The organism is Pedobacter petrophilus (genome assembly GCF_009674725.1).
Lineage (GTDB): Bacteria > Bacteroidota > Bacteroidia > Sphingobacteriales > Sphingobacteriaceae > Pedobacter > Pedobacter petrophilus.
Genome location: NZ_WKKH01000004.1, coordinates 25,813 through 43,243 on the forward strand (window position 1 = coordinate 25,813; position 17,431 = coordinate 43,243).

The 17,431-nt window shown below is 38.5% G+C and carries 17 protein-coding genes; 6 read left to right on the top strand and 11 right to left on the bottom strand.

The window, feature by feature from the left end:
- Positions 1–111: 111 nt before the first annotated feature.
- The 4 genes from GJU39_RS03360 to GJU39_RS03375 form a co-directional block, all read right to left on the bottom strand.
- Positions 112–1,437: a rhamnogalacturonan acetylesterase gene (locus GJU39_RS03360; RefSeq protein WP_154279283.1), complete on the bottom strand. Its 1,326-nt coding sequence runs from the start codon at positions 1,435–1,437 to the stop codon at positions 112–114.
- Between the two features lie 13 nt (positions 1,438–1,450).
- A complete protein-coding gene (locus tag GJU39_RS03365; protein ID WP_154279284.1) occupies positions 1,451–1,648 on the bottom strand; it encodes a hypothetical protein in 198 nt (65 codons plus the stop codon).
- A gap of 156 nt (positions 1,649–1,804) precedes the next feature.
- Complete coding sequence (locus GJU39_RS03370) at positions 1,805–2,254, bottom strand: hypothetical protein (RefSeq protein ID WP_154279285.1); 450 nt, start codon at positions 2,252–2,254, stop codon at positions 1,805–1,807.
- 358 nt (positions 2,255–2,612) lie between these two features.
- A complete protein-coding gene (locus GJU39_RS03375; RefSeq protein ID WP_154279286.1) occupies positions 2,613–3,497 on the bottom strand; it encodes an SMP-30/gluconolactonase/LRE family protein in 885 nt (294 codons plus the stop codon).
- Between the two features lie 256 nt (positions 3,498–3,753).
- Here GJU39_RS03375 and GJU39_RS03380 point away from each other — a divergent pair, with 256 nt between their 5' ends.
- The 6 genes from GJU39_RS03380 to murA all read left to right on the top strand — a co-directional run bounded on the left by GJU39_RS03380 (position 3,754) and on the right by murA (position 10,478).
- A complete protein-coding gene (locus GJU39_RS03380) occupies positions 3,754–5,430 on the top strand; it encodes a DNA polymerase/3'-5' exonuclease PolX (RefSeq protein ID WP_154279287.1) in 1,677 nt (558 codons plus the stop codon).
- A gap of 225 nt (positions 5,431–5,655) precedes the next feature.
- Positions 5,656–6,264 carry a DUF4254 domain-containing protein gene (locus GJU39_RS03385; RefSeq protein WP_154279288.1) on the top strand — a complete coding sequence of 203 codons (609 nt, stop codon included), beginning with the start codon at positions 5,656–5,658 and terminating at the stop codon, positions 6,262–6,264.
- Between the two features lie 118 nt (positions 6,265–6,382).
- A complete protein-coding gene (locus GJU39_RS03390) occupies positions 6,383–7,414 on the top strand; it encodes a glycosyltransferase family 9 protein (protein WP_154279289.1) in 1,032 nt (343 codons plus the stop codon).
- On the top strand, positions 7,407–7,904 hold the full coding sequence (locus GJU39_RS03395; protein ID WP_154279290.1) for a SixA phosphatase family protein: 498 nt from the start codon (positions 7,407–7,409) through the stop codon (positions 7,902–7,904). Before GJU39_RS03390 ends, GJU39_RS03395 begins: the two co-directional genes overlap by 8 nt.
- Before the next feature lie 451 nt (positions 7,905–8,355).
- Positions 8,356–9,057: a DUF4290 domain-containing protein gene (locus GJU39_RS03400; protein ID WP_154279291.1), complete on the top strand. Its 702-nt coding sequence runs from the start codon at positions 8,356–8,358 to the stop codon at positions 9,055–9,057.
- A 95-nt stretch (positions 9,058–9,152) separates the two neighbouring features.
- On the top strand, positions 9,153–10,478 hold the full coding sequence (murA, locus tag GJU39_RS03405; RefSeq protein WP_154279292.1) for a UDP-N-acetylglucosamine 1-carboxyvinyltransferase: 1,326 nt from the start codon (positions 9,153–9,155) through the stop codon (positions 10,476–10,478).
- 321 nt (positions 10,479–10,799) lie between these two features.
- Here murA and GJU39_RS03410 read toward each other — a convergent pair whose 3' ends face one another.
- The 7 genes from GJU39_RS03410 to GJU39_RS03440 all read right to left on the bottom strand — a co-directional run bounded on the left by GJU39_RS03410 (position 10,800) and on the right by GJU39_RS03440 (position 17,301).
- On the bottom strand, positions 10,800–12,161 hold the full coding sequence (locus tag GJU39_RS03410; RefSeq protein WP_154279293.1) for a pyridoxal-phosphate dependent enzyme: 1,362 nt from the start codon (positions 12,159–12,161) through the stop codon (positions 10,800–10,802).
- A 249-nt stretch (positions 12,162–12,410) separates the two neighbouring features.
- The gene (dprA, locus tag GJU39_RS03415) at positions 12,411–13,505 is read right to left on the bottom strand and encodes a DNA-processing protein DprA (RefSeq protein ID WP_154279294.1); all 1,095 of its coding nucleotides are present in this window, start codon (positions 13,503–13,505) and stop codon (positions 12,411–12,413) included.
- 56 nt (positions 13,506–13,561) lie between these two features.
- Positions 13,562–13,828 (bottom strand): hypothetical protein, encoded by a 267-nt coding sequence (locus GJU39_RS03420; protein ID WP_154279295.1) that lies wholly within the window; start codon positions 13,826–13,828, stop codon positions 13,562–13,564.
- A gap of 144 nt (positions 13,829–13,972) precedes the next feature.
- A complete protein-coding gene (locus GJU39_RS03425) occupies positions 13,973–15,481 on the bottom strand; it encodes a S41 family peptidase (protein ID WP_154279296.1) in 1,509 nt (502 codons plus the stop codon).
- A 6-nt stretch (positions 15,482–15,487) separates the two neighbouring features.
- The gene (locus GJU39_RS03430; RefSeq protein ID WP_154279297.1) at positions 15,488–16,093 is read right to left on the bottom strand and encodes an HAD family hydrolase; all 606 of its coding nucleotides are present in this window, start codon (positions 16,091–16,093) and stop codon (positions 15,488–15,490) included.
- Between the two features lie 6 nt (positions 16,094–16,099).
- A complete protein-coding gene (locus tag GJU39_RS03435) occupies positions 16,100–16,579 on the bottom strand; it encodes an ATP-grasp domain-containing protein (RefSeq protein WP_154279298.1) in 480 nt (159 codons plus the stop codon).
- A gap of 71 nt (positions 16,580–16,650) precedes the next feature.
- On the bottom strand, positions 16,651–17,301 hold the full coding sequence (locus GJU39_RS03440) for an ABC transporter ATP-binding protein (RefSeq protein WP_154279299.1): 651 nt from the start codon (positions 17,299–17,301) through the stop codon (positions 16,651–16,653).
- Positions 17,302–17,431 lie beyond the last annotated feature (130 nt).

Genomic DNA, 17,431 nt, shown 5'->3' on the forward strand with positions numbered 1-17,431 from the left:
GTTTGCGATATCGATTTTTCGGATCAATAAGATGAAGCTATACAAAAAGATTGCTTTGTAGTTCAAAACGCTCAACTCTTAACTCCAAACGCTGAACTTCCAACTCAAAACTCAATTCCCATCAGGCTTAACCAAACTGCTCCCCGGACTTTCCGGCCACTTCCAAACCGAAAGATCATCTGGCTCAGATGGATCAAAAACTGGCAGATCATCTACCAGATACTTTATTAAACCCAATTTTTGGTTTTTAATCCCCAGGATCACACATTGAGCAATTTCATACGCACCATAAGGGTTAAAGTGAGTATTGTCAGCCAGAGGTTTATCCTGACCCGGGTAGCTGTTTGCAGGGTAATGCACAAGGGCTTTCTTGCTTTGCTCCTCTCCTAATGCATTAAACAACTGCGCAGTCATCACATTCAGATCGATTAAAGCTATATTTTCCTCTTTGGCAACCTTTCTGGCCGCATCAGGAAAATCGCCCAGCGTATTCTGAATTTTACCAGTCGAATCAAAGGATCTTCTGCTGGTTGAAGTGACGATAACCGGAATGCCTCCCTTTTTCCTGGTTTCGGTGATAAAAGTTTTTAGCCTTTCTGTATACGATTTATAAGCACCATCATTAGGTCCCTTGTCTTTTTGGTCGTTATGTCCGAATTCTACAAAAAGATAATCACCCGGCTTCATTACACTTAATACTTTCGTTAACCGTTTACTGCCTAAAAAAGAGCCCAACGTTAAACCAGATTCGGCATGATTGGCAATGGCCACGCCAGGTTTAAAAAACCTTGGAATCATCTGTCCCCACGATGCCCAGGGCTCCTCTTCCTGATTAACTACAGTAGAATTTCCAGCCAAAAAAACTGTGATCTGGTTTTCTACTTTCTTAATTTCTAAAGCTGCTAAAACAGTTTTACCATCAAATTCAAGGGTGAGCTTATCATCCCAATCCAGTTTGGTTAATTCGCGGGGCTTAAGTGAAACCACTTGTCCGCCGGTAATGTTCCTGTCTTTAATATTGACAATGAATGTTTTAGTTAAAAACTGACCTGCTTTCGTTTTTATGTTCTCCAACATTAACCTTCGCGATTCTGCTTTTACCGTAGTTGAAGTCGCTTCTTTTTCATCTCCCAAAGTAACTGTAACCTCGTAATTCCCTTCTGGTACAGCTGCTGAAAAGTAAAATGGTTTTTCACTTTTTACGCCATCGCTGGTTAAGACATTTTTTCCGGCATGTTCTGTTCCTTCTACTTTTGAATTGAAATCGAAACCATATTTTTTCCCATCTTCAAACCGGCTTCCCGGAAGGATGTTGATGTAACCTTTCGCCGTTTTGCCAGTACCAAAATCAAATTTATAGCTGGTTTGCTGTGCAAACAATGCGTTCGAAAACAACATGGCGAAAGCACTGAACAGAAATATCTTTTTATTATTCATTAGCGTTTAATCGTTAATTGTGTTTTAAGCCAGACGATGAGCAAAGGCCAGAATAGCAGCGCCTGGTTTCGGAAAAATCCGGATACTTAACCGCCGGCATGTTAAACGGCGTTTCTAATTTGATTTCCTGAATTTTAATACGATCTATTTTAGCTTTGAAAGACCATCCAAATGCAGCAATAATGATGAGGAATAAGATTTTTTTTCTCATAAGAAGATTTCACGCGGCAGCGAACTGAAACAAATAATACCTGGTTAAAGCTACCTTACAATGTTATAGCAATCAAATATGCACAAAGTAATGATTTAAGCCATCCTGTAGTTACCCGTTCGCTTACAGCCTGCGCAAATTTCTATAAGATTTAGGCTAAAGCATATTAATGATGCTATGGTAAAATTTGCTCGATGATGGTACCTGATTTTCTATAGATGCATTTAATGCAAACTTTACTTTATGCACTTTCCGCCGGCTCAAATTTAGCTGTGCATAGGGGATAAATATAAATAACTGATCGGAAGAATACGGATTTCCGGAAACAGACTGCTGATTTGCTGCCAGTATTTTTCCGCTCTCGCAGCAATAAAGATTATAAAAATTCTTCAACTCTTTCCCGTTTTCCAGGTAAAAACAGGTGTTTACCAACAAATCTGAATTCGCATTTTTAAGACCAGTTAGTTTTGGATAAATCTTGATTCCTTTTTCCTGATTATAAACAACGTTATAGATCACCTTCGCAACCAAGGGTTTTGGCTTTTGCTGTGCACTTAACTTTACGAAAACAAATACAAGGAAGAATAGAACTGATAACCATTTCATTGTGAGGGAATTTGATTCAAAATTAACTTCCATAGAAGTTATTTCAACCTTAACTACCTATTATGATCAAAAACTGTAAACTTACTTCACAGTATTCTACACATTTCACACAAAATCAGAAGCCTGAGTGAGAATTTGCTGATTGCATCAGGCGAAATTAGTTTCAGAAACAGGGTAAAAATAAAAAAGCCCTTCAATCCTGAGAGGGCTTTTTTTAGTTGTCTATCCCTATAAGTAGGAACCCAAAACTAAATAATCACTTTAATATTTTGGGAGTATGAATAAAGTGAACAGAAAAAAAATCAGTTCATTTTCAGCCTTCAGTGTGAATAAAAAACTTTCCATCCATAACAAACTATTATTCAACGCCTTTCGCAGTAGTTTTAATACAGTATAGCGACTTTGATGCTGTGATAAAAATTGTATCTCTATTGATGCCACCAAAGCAAATGTTTCCGCACCAATCTTCCGGAACATCAATATGGCCAATTTTTTCTCCCTTAGGATTATAGATATCAACTCCTTTTCCGGTAATGTAAATGTTTCCGGCAGTATCTAATGTCATCCCGTCTGATCCTTGTTTAAATAGAAGTGTCCGATTACCCAGGGATGCATCGCTATTGATCTCATAGCGATAGGTAACATCCGCCTGTCGATCAGCAACATACAAATACTTACCATCCGGTGTTCCAACAATTCCGTTTGGCCGTACCATTTTATCAGCAACAATTTTCGCCGTTTTCTTTCCTTTCGGAAGGTAATACACTTTTTCGCCATCCAGTTCCGATGCTTTTCTGGTCCAGTAATTACGTTGATAATATGGATCAGTAAAATAAAAGCCACCTTTTCCATCAATCCAGAGATCATTAGGGCCGTTTACCTTCTTGCCTTCAAAATCTGAAAATAAAACCTTAATATTTTTATTTCTGTCAACAGACCAGATTTCATTTTGCGCATCAGCACAAACTATCAGGTTGCCTTTCTTATCGAAATAGGTTCCGTTTGCCCTTCCGGATTTCTCCATAAACAAGCTCAACTGACCATTGATGTCGTATTTCCAGATCTTATCATTGGGTTGATCGGTAAAAAAAACATTTCCCTGTTTGTCTACAGATGCACCTTCGGTAAATTTGAATTGTGAAGAGATTAGTTTTAAGCTATCCTGAATAAAAATGGGTTTAACTGTCTGGGCAAATGCCGTTGTACAACAGATTGACAGCATGATGACTAAATATTTTTTCATAACTACAAATTGAAGACTGCAAAGTGGAAATAATTTCCCCGGCTTACAAGTGGTTTTCAATAATGGGATATCTGCTGTTCAGAAAATCGCTGTCAACATCCGTTTTCCGATTCGATTTACAAGTGATAAAGCCCAGGGTTAATACCAGAAGTATAACTTTAGTCGGTTTCATGGCCTGTACAATAACCCATTAATTATTCTGTTTGAAAATTTGTCTTTCCCCTGAATTTAAAGTTATTTTCTAATTTTACACTTTATGGAAAACAAGACCATCGCCCGCACTTTGCGCTTTTTATCACAGTTAATGGAACTGCACGAAGAGAATCCTTTTAAAATAAAATCGATAGCCAATGCTTATTTTAAAGTAGACAAATTACCTTTTGCGTTGAAAGATCAGCCTATCGAAGAGATTGATAAAATTGACGGGATTGGTAAAGGCCTGGCATCGAAAATCATCGAACTGCTTCAAACCGGCGAGCTAAAAGAGCTAAATAACATTATAGGGCAAACGCCGGAAGGTGTTATTGAAATGCTTGGCATTAAAGGCATTGGCCCGAAAAAGATTTTAATTATCTGGCGAACACTCGGAATTGAAAGCATTGGCGAACTGTATTATGCCTGTAACGAAAACCGCCTGATCGAAGCAAAAGGCTTCGGTTTGAAAACACAGGAAGAAATAAAAAATGCCATAGAATTTAAACTTGCTGCAAACGGGCGGTTCCTTTATGCGCAGGTTGAAGGCTTTGCCAACAGTTTGTTTGCACAGATTTCTGAATGGTTAATTACCGTAGATAATCACTCTTCATTGGGTTTTGCGGGGCAATACCGTCGCGCCTGCGAAATAATAGATGAACTCGACTTTGTAATAGGGGCAGAAAATATAGAAAGCGTACAAGAAAACTTAACTTTTTTCGGGCCGCTATCACTCATTGCCGGAGAAGAAGCCTTCCTTGCTACTACCGAAGCTGGCTTAAAGGTGAAGATTTTTGTGGTAGAAAAAGCAGACTTCTATCTGGAATGGTTTAGGCAAACAGGAAACAGCGAACATGTAAACCAAGTGCTTCCACTGGCTGGAAACGGGCCTTTTAAGAGCGAAACTGAAATTTACAACAAAGCAGGATTGGCTTTTGTAGAACCTGAACTCCGTGAAGACGTAGATATCATTGCGATTGCAAAAGCTGATCAACTCCCAGTGTTAATCAAAAACGAAGACTTAAAAGGCAGTTTGCATAATCACTCTACCTGGAGCGATGGCGTACATACGCTGGAGCAAATGGCCATTTACTGTAAAGAGGTATTAAATCTGGAATATTTCGGCATTTGCGACCACTCGAAAACAGCAGTTTATGCCAAGGGATTAAATGAGCAACGTGTATTTGGCCAGCATCAGGAAATTGACGAGCTGAACAAAAAACTTGCTCCATTTAAAATTTTTAAAGGCATTGAAAGTGATATTTTAAGCGATGGTTCACTGGATTATCCGGATGAGATCTTAAAAACTTTCGATTTCGTAGTGGCGTCTGTTCACAGTAATCTGAGGATGGATGAAGCCAAAGCGACCACACGTCTATTAAAAGCGATCGAAAACCCTTATACCACTATTTTAGGTCATCCAACAGGAAGATTATTGTTAAGTCGCGCGGGCTACCCGATTGATTATCAAAAAATTATTGATGCATGCGCCGCCAATAATGTGGTAATCGAAATTAATGCGAACCCCTTACGTCTGGATTTAGACTGGCGCTGGCACCGGTACGCTTTAGATAAAGGCGTTTTACTTTCCATTAACCCCGATGCACACAGAACAGATGGTTTTCATGATACACGATTCGGCATATTGGTGGCCAGAAAGGGTGGCTTAAGTGCTGATAAATGCTTAAATGCTTTTTCTTTAGCCGAAATTACGGAATACTTTGATAGTAGAAAGGTTTAGGGTTTAGGGTTTAGGGTTTAGGGTTTAGGGTTTAGGGTTTAGGGTTTAGGGTTTAGGGTTTAGGGAAAACAAATTACTGATAAATTCGTTCACCAATTATCAAAAAAGAATCTGTTTAATTCCTAAATCAGTATAATCAATCCCGAAGGAAAAATCAGTGAGATCCCTAAATAGTGTAATCAATCCAAAGGAAAAATCTATATAATCTTTTAATATCTTTGCCCCATGATAAGTGAAATTGCCAACCGCATATTTATTCAGGTGATTACCGATTACCATCAATTTGACGATATCGATTATCCTGTTGAAAATCCGTACGATGCCGAAAGTTTAGAACATCTTTTATACGTTAAAAACTGGATTGACACAGCACAATGGCACATGGAAGATGTAGTTCGTAACCCGAACATTGATCCTGTTGAAGGTTTAAGCTGGAAAAGACGCATTGATGCACAAAACCAGGTACGTACTGATATGGTTGAATTCATCGACGGCTATTTTTTAAATTTATATCAGGGCATATCGCCTTTGCCTGATGCGAAGATCAACACGGAAAGTCCGGCATGGGCAATAGACAGGCTCTCCATTTTGGCATTAAAAATTTACCACATGAATGAAGAGGCGGAGCGCCAAACGGCTTCTGCACAACACCGTGAGCAATGTCAGATTAAATTAAACATTTTATTATCGCAGCGCGATGACCTTTCAACCAGCATTAATGAGCTCTTAGCAGACATTGAAGCAGGAAAAAAATACATGAAAGTGTATAAGCAAATGAAAATGTACAATGATCCGAGTTTGAATCCGGTGTTGTATAAAAAAGAGCAAGGATAAGCTGAAAGACTAAAGCGGAAAGCTCAAAGCTGAAAGCAGAAATTCTAGAGCGAATAAATTAAACACTTTGCGCCCCCTCCCTTCCGGGGAGAATTGGGATGGGGCTAAAAAAAAGCCAATGCCTACTAAAAATAAAATAATCGTTTTACGTTTTTCGGCTATGGGCGATGTGGCAATGGTTGCATCTGTTTTAAAAGAGTTTGCAGCGCAAAACCCGCAAACAGAGATTATTATGGTGAGTCGCGAGGCATTTAAACCATTCTTTAACCACGTTCCGAACTTAGTTTTTCATGGTCTCCAACCGAAAACAATTCATAAAGGTATTGTTGGATTATACAGACTTTACCAGGAGCTTCGGAAATATAAACCCAGCGCAATTGCCGATTTGCATGATAATTTACGGAGCAGGGCAGTTTCTTCTTTCTTTCGTTTAACTGGTTTAAAAATTAAAAGGATAGACAAGGGACGATCAGAAAAAAAGGCATTAACCCGTTCTACAAATAAAGTTTTCAAGCCTTTGCGTCAAACGGTAGAACGGTATGTAGATGTTTTTCGGAAACTGGGTTTCCAAATTCAGTTGACTCATAAGTTGGTGCACGAACCTCAAAAATTGCCTGAAAAAGCGAAAGGTTTATTTAGCGATCCCGGGATGAAAAAAGTCGGCATTTCTCCTTTTGCACAGCATAGCTACAAAATTTATCCTTTAGAAAAAATGGCGCAGGTAATTGCTTCATTATCAAAATCTGGTGTCGAAATTTTTATTTTTGGTGGTGGTCATAACGAACAGCAGACAGCTGAAGAATGGACTACAACATTTCCCAATACCCATAATTTAATAGGTAATTTTAATCTTTCGGAAGAACTTGCTATTATCTCTAATCTGGATCTGATGCTGAGTATGGATTCTTCCGGTATGCACATGGCTTCACTGGTTGGAGTTCCGGTAGTTTCAGTCTGGGGGCCAACACATCCTTATGCAGGCTTTTTAGGTTATGGCCAATCGGAGCTTAATTGCGTACAAATTGAACATCCATCCCGCCCAAATTCTATTTATGGAAACAAACCGTGTATGTGTGGTGTTGAAAGTTGCATGGACTTAATTGCTCCACAAACAATCGTAAACAAAATTAAAGAGAACTTAAATGGCTAAGCAATTATTACTGGTTCGGCATGGAAAATCTGATTGGGGAAATTTAGATTTAAAAGACTTCGACAGGCCGCTTAATAAACGCGGTAAAGAAAATGCACCAGAGATGGCGGAGCGATTAATTAATAAAGGGTTTAAATTTGATTTAATCGTAAGCAGTCCGGCAAAGCGGGCAAAATCTACCGCTAAGTTTTTCGCTGAAGCCTATAATGTAGATCATATCCAATTTGAAGAATCTATCTACGAAGCCAGTGCAGATACCCTTCTTAAAGTAATCAATGGGTTTAATGATGATGCGAACACCGTGGTGATGTTCGGTCACAATCCTGGTTTTACCTATCTGGCTAATGAATTAAGTGATGCCGATCTTTATAATATTCCCACTGCAGGCATGGTATTGATTTCATTTCCTTTTGATTCCTGGGAAATGGTAAGTAAAGGAACCGGGGAAATGGTATTTTTCGATTATCCGAAGAACAGCGATGAAATATAGTTTATTTCCACAGGTACACAGAATACACAGATTTTTTTTTACGGATAGTTTAAAACTAATCGTCATTCCGACCGAAACGGAGAAATCTTTCCAGTCGTTAAAATAAAATCTAGCTTCAAAGATCTTTCCATTTCGCTACGTTCAGTCGAGAGGGCGGACAGTTGTAAGAAAGCGCAGTTCCACATTGATAAACCCAATTGGAATGAAAAGCTCCGATTTTAATTGGGCTTATAATGAAATGCATGACTGAAAAATTAAAAGAATTACTGAACGTACATTTACAAAAAAACAGCAAATCAAATTAAAATATTCTATTTATTATATTTTACTATCTTTGAATATATAAAACGAAAGTCCGGCAATAGACATTTCGGTGAATTCATAACCTAAACCCTCCTGGTTATTTCATAATTCGTATCGCCGGAAGATTTATCTATTAAATTATCTGTACATGAATTTTGATTATAATACTACTCGAAGCCATTTGATTTTATCAGAATATGGCCGCAATGTTCAAAACATGGTGAAATATATTTGCGAATTACCCACCATTGAAGAACGAAATAAATACGCCCAGGCGGTAATAGACCTGATGGGATTTTTGCAGCCACACTTGCGTGATGTTGCAGATTTTAAACATAAACTTTGGGATCATTTACACATCATTTCTGGCTATCAGATTGATGTAGATAGCCCATACCCAAAGCCTTTGATAGAAAATGCCTACGTTAAACCAGCACCTTTAGCCTACCCTCAACAACGAATTACCTATAAACACTACGGTAAAACGGTAGAAGGGTTGATTGAAAAAGCCATGGCCGAACAAGACCCTGAACGTAGAAAAGTGATGGTACAGGGAATTGCAAACTTTATGAAAATGGCCTATGTAACCTGGAACAAGGATAACGTATCTGATGAAACGATTATCAAAGATTTAAAATATCTTTCCGGTGGATTGTTATCTTTAGATGAGGGCGTAAACCTTGCTAAAGTAGAATTCAGGGCACCAAATCCACGTCAGAACAACAACAACAATAACAACCGCAGCAGAAACAACAACACCAATAATAACAACGGAAAAAACCGCCAGAACAACACGAACAATAATAACAATCGCGGAAGAAGTAACAACAACAATAAACCTAAATATTAAAGGAAAGGTAAAAGGCTGAAGGTGAAAGGTAAAAGATTATAAATCGCTGCCCTAACCAATTGCCTGATACGTGATACTAAATACTAAAAAGATATATGAACGCATTTGAGATCACAGGCGGCATTAAATTAAAAGGCGAAATTACTCCTCAGGGCGCCAAGAACGAAGCTTTACAAATTTTATCAGCGGTATTGCTTACGGAAGAAAAGGTAACCATCAGCAACATTCCAGATATTAAGGATGTAAATAAGCTGATTGAATTATTAGGCGACTTAGGTGTTGTTGTGGAACGAATAGACAAAGATACCTACACTTTTGAAGCTAAAAATATCGATTTAAATTTTTTCGAGTCTGATGTTTTCAAAACCAAAGGCGGAGGATTACGCGGTTCGATTATGATTGTTGGTCCACTTTTAGCCCGCTTTGGTAAGGCAGCGATTCCTAAACCGGGAGGTGATAAAATCGGCCGCAGAAGGTTAGATACCCACTTTATTGGTTTCGAAAAGTTAGGTGCAAAATTCGTTTACGACAGCAAAAAAGCATTTTTCAATGTAGATGCCACGAATTTGCAAGGTGCATATATCTTGCTTGATGAAGCATCGGTAACCGGAACGGCAAATATTGTAATGGCTGCTGTTTTAGCAAAAGGAACCACCACCATTTACAACGCGGCCTGCGAACCATACCTGCAGCAACTTTGTAAAATGCTGAACCGCATGGGCGCAAAAATTACTGGCATTGGTTCAAATTTATTAAGTATCGAAGGGGTTAAAGTTTTAGGCGGAACAGCACATAGAATGTTGCCAGATATGATCGAAATCGGATCTTTTATCGGTATGGCAGCAATGACAGAATCTGAAATCACCATTAAAAACGTTTGTTATGATGAACTGGGCGTGATTCCTGAAGTATTTAAAAAACTGGGAATTAAGCTGGAGCGCAGAGGCGATGATATTTATGTTCCATCTCAGAAGCATTATGAAATTGATACTTTTATCGATGGTTCCATTTTAACGATTGCCGATTCACCATGGCCGGGGTTCACTCCTGATTTACTAAGCATTGTTTTAGTTGTGGCTACACAGGCAAAAGGAAACGTGTTAATTCACCAGAAAATGTTCGAAAGCCGTTTGTTCTTCGTAGATAAATTAATCGATATGGGTGCTCAGATTATCCTTTGTGATCCACACCGTGCAACAGTAAACGGAATTGATAAAAAATATAAACTTCGTGGAATCAGCATGACTTCTCCTGATATCAGGGCTGGTGTTTCTTTACTCATTGCTGCACTATCTGCAGAAGGTAAATCTACAATTTATAACATCGAACAGATTGAGCGTGGTTACCAGGATATTGATACGCGTTTGCGTGCTTTGGGTGCACAGATTAAGCGTGTAAATGCGGATGCACCAAGCCATTAAGGTTGAAGGTTTAAAGGTAGAAGGTTTAGGGCAAAACCCAAAGCTTTAGAATTTAATGATACAAAAATGCCCGGTTAAAATTAACCGGGCATTTTTATGAAATTATCGCCATTTCGAGGAGTTGCGAGAGCGCAATCTACCCTGCTAAACAGATTGTTCCCTGGACCGGGGGAGACAGTACCGGCTGAAAAAGCAATCTCGCAAGAACAATCGTTCTGTAGCAAAGCACCAATTATCTAAAGACTAAATCAATCTAACAGGCCAAAAACGAACAACGATAAACGATAAACGAACTAACAATAAACGGCCAGCGCCCCCATCCTAGCCCGATATCGCATTGATAATATCATATTGCGTAATAATTTCAATTTTACCCGATTCATCTTCTACCAATACTGCAGAATTTTCTCTGTTAATTAGCGAAGAAATTTTATCTATTGAAGTATTCAGATCTACAAATGGGAATGTGGCAGTCATGATTTCTGATATTTGCGCAGATTTCAAGCCTGGGTTCTCCAGTAATGCTGATAAAATCTCACTCTCGGCAATTTTACCAACAATCATACCTTGTTGGGTAACCGGAATCTGAGATATATTCATTGATTTAATCGTGTTGATCGCTTCTAGAACAGATTTTGTGGCATCAAGCGTTACAATTTCAGTGGCTTCTTTTTTAGCTAAAATCGATTTTGCCGTTAGTTTTTCATCCTGTAAAAATCCACGTTCACGTAACCAGTCTTCGTTATACATTTTACCCATGTACCTGCTTCCATGATCATGAAAAATAACCACAACAATATCTTCAGGCTTTAACTGATCTTTTAACTGAATTAAACCGCCAATAGCAGCTCCGGCCGAATTTCCAACAAAGATACCTTCCTTACGGGCAATATCACGGGTCATTAATGCTGCATCTTTATCGGTAACTTTCTCAAATAAATCGATTACATCAAAGTTTACATTGGCTGGTAAAAAATCTTCTCCAATCCCCTCGGTGATGTATGGATAAATCTCATCCTTATCAAAAATGCCTGTTTCTTTATATTTTTTGAAAACCGAACCATAAGTATCAATTCCCCAGATTTTAATATTAGGATTCTTTTCCTTCAAATATTTACCTGTTCCTGAAATCGTTCCTCCTGTACCTACACCAACAACCAGGTGCGTAATCTTACCTTCAGTCTGCTCCCAAATCTCCGGACCAGTCTGCTCGTAATGCGCCTGGGAATTTGCCAGATTATCATATTGATTGGGCTTCCATGAATTTGGTACTTCGCGCTCTAAACGAGAAGAAACCGAATAATAAGAACGTGGATCTTCGGGTTCTACGTTTGTAGGGCAAACAATAACTTCTGCGCCAAAAGCACGTAAAGCATCTACCTTTTCTTTAGATTGTTTATCAGTTGTGGTGAAAATACATTTGTAACCTTTAACAATGGCAGCCATAGCTAAACCCATTCCTGTATTTCCAGATGTTCCTTCAATAATAGTTCCGCCTGGTTTTAACTTCCCGCTTTTCTCCGCATCCTCGATCATTTTAATCGCCATGCGATCTTTGATTGAGTTGCCCGGATTAGTAGTTTCTATTTTGGCTAAAATTGTACCCGGAACGTTTTTCGTTATTGTATTTAATTTCACCAAAGGCGTGTTGCCGATAGTTTCTAAAATATTGTTATACCACATGGTGCAAAATTAAGCAAAGGCATTAAGTATTTTATCACTAATATTTTATTTGAAATATTATTCCGAAATTTCAGATTAAATAGAATTTTATTGCATAATCTATAAATATTATGGGCTTTATAGATTGATTATTGGGCAAAACACAATAGTGATCTTCGGAATAGCTGTTAAATGAACGTTATTGGGTAGGTGCAGACGCTCAGATTAAGGTTCGAAAGCCTGATAAAAATGATGAATCTGTGGCCAACCTTAAGCCAGCTTATAAACTTTCCCCGGTAAGGAAATAATAATGCCCTGCATTTCTAAAGTAAGCAACACGATGGCCAATTTGCTCTGCGGAATATTCAGATGGATACAAATCTGATCAATGGCGAGCTGGCCCGCATGGAGACTCTCAACTACTTTCTGTTCATTTGCAGTAAGGTTCAGTTTCAGCGTGGTTTGTGCATTCTTTTTCTGCTCTTTAACCTCATCATCCCAACCCAGGTAATAGATTAAATCCTTTGCATTGTTAATTAATCCGGCCCGGTTTGTTTTGATCAGGAAATTGCATCCTTCAGAAAATACATCATTCGTTCTGCCTGGAAAAGCGTAAACGTCTTTATTATAGGAATTGGCAATTTCAGCGGTAATCAATGCTCCTCCTTTAATAGATGCCTCTACTACTATTGTTGCATCTGCAATTCCGGCTATGATCCGGTTTCTTTGAGGAAAATTTTGCCGGTCAGGATTTGTAAGGGTTGGAAATTCGGAAAGCAGGCCGCCGTTTAAAACCATTTTCTGTGAAACAGTTTTATGAATTTGCGGATAAAGCCGGTCTAAGCCATGCCCAAGCACGCCAACCGTTGTTATTTCATTTGCGATACATTCTTTGTGGGCGGTAACATCGATTCCATATGCCAGACCACTCACAATTAAAACATTGTAAGGTGCCAGTACTTCGCAGAGCTGTTTGCATAAATTTCTACCGTAATCGGTCGAATTCCGCGTTCCTACAATACTAATGATGCGTGGATGATTAAGATCTGCCTTACCTTTGAAATAAAGGAGAATGGGCGAATCAAAGCAATTTTTCAGTCGCCGCGGATAGTTTTCATCAGAGAAAAACAAAACTTCTATGCCATGCTTTTCTACAAACTTAAACTCTGCTTCCGCCCTCTCCAGGGCATTCGTTTTCAAAACTGCATCAACGGTTTTTTCACCTATTCCAGGAATTTGAAGCAATTGTTTGCGACTGGCGGAAAATACAGCTTCGGCACTGCCGCAATAAGCCAGTAGGTTTTTAGCATTTACCGGCCCAATTGATTTGATAAAGGTTAAGGCGATTTTATGGATCGTACTCATTCATTTTAGGTTAAGGTTAATAAATGCGGGATGATTTATTTCCTTAAAAAATTAACCTAAAATTCGATGTCGATTAGGCTTTTAAGTGGGATATGGATATTATTTTTAAGTTGAACGTAATTTTCTGTTACCGCCCAAACGGTTGTATCAACACGTTTCGGACCTATTGTGGTATTAAACGTAATTACTGCTTTTGATTTAAATTCGTTTCCAAGACGTTGGGCCTCACCAAGTTTTGTTTTTAGCGTTATCGTCTGGTCTTCTTTTGCATTGATGATATTTAAAAATTCTATGTGTTCTTTCGCTATAATCTCTATTGACATAATCTGCTTCTAACTAGTATTGTTAAACAAGCTTATCAATTTTTAGCAGAAAAAACAAGCTTTAAAATGCTTTTAATGTAAATATTTGATAAAAAAAGCCGGGAATAATTATTGCCGGCTTTGAATCAATGATCTTAATATTGTTTATTTGAGAATAGGCTTTCTGGTTTCGATCATTCCTTTAAATTCGTGATTTAATTTCTCATTTACCTGGTCAATTTGCTCCCTGGAAATGCCACTGGTACTGCTTAATGCATTTTCTTTCGTAAATGAGGTGAATCTTCCTGTAGAAGAGTAGTTAAGGGCTTGCGCAAGCAGGCTTTCAGCTGGATTACCAAAATCCGAAGTTAAATCATCTGCAAGGTCTTTATCAACGGCCATGCCATCAAAGTAATCACCAAAGTCAGCAGAATTTTTAGTTTGAAACTGAGGAATATACAAATCGCTTTTATCTATGCGAATGGAAAAGAAACCAACTGGTTTGCCATAGGTTTTCCGGCCGATTAATTTCACATCCATCACCGGCTTCAAATTGTTGATCAGCAATTCACTGGCTGAAGCTGTACTGCCGGTTACCAGGAAATACACTCTTGTTAAGCCATTAAGCGATCCCCTCTTTTTAAAGAATTTCTGATTCCCAGAAGCTGCAATCGGCTTATAATCATAATCGAACATCGAATATAACATTTTGATGCCGCTCGAATTTGTATCATAAAACTTTTGATTCTGCAATATGGTTGCCTGATGATCTTGCATGGTTTTAGTCCAGTAGGTCGTGTACATTATTTTCCCGTTTTGAGCAGAAGGTGCAATCAAATTGGTAAACGCTTCAGATGTTGCAACAGAACCACCACCATTGTAACGCAAATCTACCACCAACTCAGTCACGCCATCTGTAGCAAACTTGCTAAAAGCAGCATCTAGCAAAGGAACCGAATTCGTTGTAAAGCTGTTGAACACAATATAACCCACCTTTTTATTCCCCGCATTATACGTATTGGTGAACAGAATGGGATTAATGTTATATGATCCTCTGGCAACAACCAGATTCTGTATACTTTGATCCGCTTTCGTAATGGTGAGTGAGATGGTTGGGTTGCTTCCAAAAATTCCATCGTTTAAATTATCAATATCCGTCTGGCTGGTTCTTAACGTAGTCCTGCCGTTAACCCTGGAAATGACATCTCCTCTTTTAAGTCCGGCAACGCCTGCCGGAGAACCTCCATAAACATATTTTACACGAAGAAGATCTCCACTATCGTAATTTGCAGAAAAGCCATAATCGCCACTCACTCCGCTCAGTTGACCAGCAACACTTCCATCATCAATAAAAGAATATTTGTCTTTACCACCTGTGCTGGGTAATGCCTTTAGCGCAGCCAGAACCTGCTCATTACTGCTGTATTTACGCGGGTTAAAATCATCGTAAGCTGGCATTCCGATGTTCCAGAAATAGGTTTGTTTTGCATAAAGAAAAATTGAGTCTTTCGTCAGGAAACTGCGATTGCTTGTTGGCGTTTGTAAATCATTTTTTTCTGACACACCAGATTGACTATCTTCCGCAGGAGTATTCTTTTTACAAGAAATAATTAATCCTGATGATACCATTAAAAAACCCAGAAAAATTTTCTGCGTATAATTTATTCCAAACATACTTTATTAGCAAATTTTAACCGACTCAATATACGGCAAATTACCTGATTTGGATTGTTGTGCATCAAAATTATTTGCGCCGACAACCAGTGCCTGTTCAGCCGATAAATTATTACTGCTAAGTATATTCTGAAAAATCTCTGCCTTTGATTGTTTCAACTCATCAGCAAAATAAACAGTGAGATATTGTTCTAATCCATTCCATTCCGTCTGTTTGATTTTGTTAAGTTGCTGCTCCGGATTTCCTGCTGTTACAATAAAGATTTTGATTCGGTTAACTACGAGTTCCTGAAGGAAGTTGAGCATCGACTGAAAAAGCAACAGCTTTAAAGGCAACCGGGCATTTTGATGCAACAAGTCGAAATTATACTGGTATTTTTGGTCGATTTTGAACTGAGCAGCTGTTTTTTCGAACAACAAATCCGAACCAGATTGCTCAAATTCCGACCGCATAAACGCTAAAACAGGCTGCGCTTCTTTCTGCCCGGCATATTCTATAAATTGCGCAAACAGGTAATATACTTGTAAGAGATAATCTTTTTCGGGAAACAAAACATTATCCAACTCGAATATTACAGCTTGTTTATCTTTCAATAACTGAGAAATTTCCATATTCTGCTAAACGGTAAAGAGTTTTAGTTCATCATCAGGCAAATTATAGCCGAATACACCACTTAATTCATCCTCACGCCGGATAAAAATTTCACCTCCGCTGGCAAAAATGCATTCTCCGTGAATAAATACAACAAAATTATCAAACGTATTTTTTTCTATTGAAAGATAAGATTCAATCAATTCTGGTTGTGGTGTAAGGACCTGAATACCATATTCACCAAATAAAACTGCCGATTTTGCTAATGGCGTTATTTCGTAGTCATGCAATGGAATAAGGCTGTCAATTGCCTCGGTGATGCAATAATTGAGTAAAAGATGAGCAATACTATCTTTATTAAGCACTCCTAAAGTGGCGAAAGCATAATTTTCAGTAATTATGCTCGGTACATCACCGTAATCTGCAAGTAAAACAAAATGGCCAGGGAAAGCCTTCATCAGCTTCAATGCCTTTGCATTGTTCCCGCCTGTAATAAGTATTTTCAATGTATTAACTGTATTTAAATATTTGATGTTAAGCCCTAAAACCGGCACCTAAACAATTGTTAACGCTGAATTTAGACAATTAAACCGTCTTTCATGGTCACTACCCGATCACTTGTTTTAGCCAGGTGTTCGTTGTGCGTAACAATTACGAATGTTTGATGAAAATTGTCTCTCAAACTCACAAAGAGTTGATGCAAAGCAGATGCGTTCTCCGAATCGAGATTTCCAGAGGGCTCATCTGCCAGAATAATAGATGGATTATTAATCAAAGCCCTTGCTATCGCGATGCGTTGCTGTTCGCCACCAGACAATTGATTCGGCTTATGGTGCGCCCGGTCTTTAAGTCCGAACAAATCCAATAATTCCAAAGCCCTGGTTTCTGCTTGTTTTTTATTGGTTTTTGCGATAAAAGCTGGAATACAAACATTCTCTATAGCGCTAAATTCTGGCAACAAATGATGGAACTGGAACACAAAGCCAATATTTTGATTGCGGAAAGTACTCAGTAAATCGCCAGAAAGCTTACTAATAACCGACCCTTTTAATTCCACAGCACCTTCATCCGGTTTATCAAGCGTACCTAAAATATGCAACAAAGTACTCTTCCCAGCACCAGATGGCCCAATTATACTTACAATCTCTCCCTTTTGCACCTCGAAATTCACCCCCTTAAGGATCTGCAGATTTCCGTACGATTTTTTTACTCCAGTGGCTTTTAGCATGTTCCAAATTTAATAAAAAAGACATTATTGAAGGGGATAAAGTTTTGAGTGGGCGTTTTGAGTCGTGAGTCATTTGAGTCGTGAGTCTTTAGTCCGGGATGCAGAGTTGGGCATTCTGAGTTGCGAGTCA